Origin of the sequence: Nocardia neocaledoniensis, assembly GCF_029868625.1 — a bacterium.
Lineage (GTDB): Bacteria > Actinomycetota > Actinomycetes > Mycobacteriales > Mycobacteriaceae > Nocardia > Nocardia neocaledoniensis_A.
This window is the reverse complement of the sequence record NZ_JARWOJ010000266.1, coordinates 1-1,480: the sequence shown is the minus strand read 5'-3', so window position 1 is coordinate 1,480 and position 1,480 is coordinate 1. Positions and strand designations below refer to the sequence as shown.

General features: G+C 73.1%; 1 protein-coding gene. It reads right to left on the bottom strand.

What is annotated here, in order from left to right:
* Positions 1-266 precede the first annotated feature (266 nt).
* On the bottom strand, positions 267-1,214 hold the full coding sequence (locus QH270_RS20345; protein ID WP_280344839.1) for an RNA polymerase subunit sigma-70: 948 nt from the start codon (positions 1,212-1,214) through the stop codon (positions 267-269).
* Positions 1,215-1,480: the final 266 nt, after the last annotated feature.

Sequence of the window (1,480 nt, the reverse complement as noted above, 5' to 3'; positions counted from 1 at the left end):
GGTTCCCACCGCCGCGGCCCCAAAGGGGCCGGGCGCCGGAAGGGAGACCCCAAAAAAGGCACCCCAAAACAAAAAAACCCCCACAAAAAACCAAAGGGGGGCCCCCGGCCCCCCCCCCGGGGCGCACCGGGGGCCGCCCCGCCGGGCCGCCCCCCCCCTGGCCGCCCCCCCACCCCCCCCCCCCCCCCCCGGGCCCGCGGCGGTGGGAACCTCCCACTACCGATATGACCCCGGGGCAGGCGCCGGAGTAATCGCCGGGCGGCGAATCAGTCGCCGACGGCCTCGGGCAGGCCGAACCGGCCGAACAGGGCGGGGTCGAGGAACGACACCACCTCGGTGATCGCGCCGTCCCGGACGGTCAGCACGTCGAGGGCCATGGCCACGAACAGTCCGCGCTCGGCGTCCCAGTTGTACGTACCGAACGCGGGTTGACCGTTGGCCCGCGTCGGCAGGAAGCGCCAGCGCCAGCGCAGCGGACCGGTCACCAGGAATTCCCGGATGGCCACCGGCCCGGCGTACCACTCGGGCCGCGGCGGCATGGCGTAGCGCGCGTCGGCGGCGAACAGCGCGATGATGGCGTCCACATCCGCGGCCTCCCACGCGGCGGCATAGCGCTGGGCCAGCCGGCGCGTGCTCGGATCGTCCGGATCGTGCGACGGACTCGAGGTGCCGCGCGCGATGTGCCCGCGGGCGCGTTGCAGGGCGCTGTTGGCCGAGGCCACGCTCACCTCGAGCAGGTCGGCGGTCTCGTTCGCCGTGAATCCGAGGACATCGCGCAGGATCAGCACGCCGCGCTGCACCCCGGGCAGCTGCTGGAGCAATGCCACGAAGGCCAGCTCCACGGCTTCCCCGGCGGTGTACCTGGCTTCCGGTCCCGGCGCGCCCGCGCCGGCGCCCGGATACGGTTCGAGCCACACCCGCTCGGTCGCGGGCGTCTCCGTGTGATCCATCGGCAGTTCTTGCTTGCCGCAGCGCTCGATCATGGTCAGGCAGCGGTTCGTCGCGATCTTGTACAACCACGGCCGCAGCTTCCGCGCGTCGGCGAGCGTGTGCCGCGATCGCCAGGCGCGCAGCAGCGTTTCCTGCACGGCGTCATCGGCGTCGTGCACCGATCCGAGGAACCGGTAGCAGTGCGCATGCAGCTCCGCGCGCAGCGGAGCGACGAGCCGATCGAATTCGGCTCGCGCGGCTGCCGGGTCACCGGCGCTGTTCATCACCAGAGCATGGCACAACCCGACGGGCCCGAGCGCGGCTCAGCTGTCGTAGCGGCGATCGCGATGCTTCGACGACCGCCGATAGGTCCGCCCGCTGGGCACGGCCGTCGCCGCCGAGGAACTACGCAGGGCGTGGGGGCGCCCCCCCCCCCCCCGATCGGGGGGCGCGCCGGGGGGGGGGGGGGTGTGTTTTTATCAGGGGCGCCAGGGAAAAGTGCACCCCCCCGGTACAGTGTACCGGCGGCACAAGGTGGGCGACCCCCCCC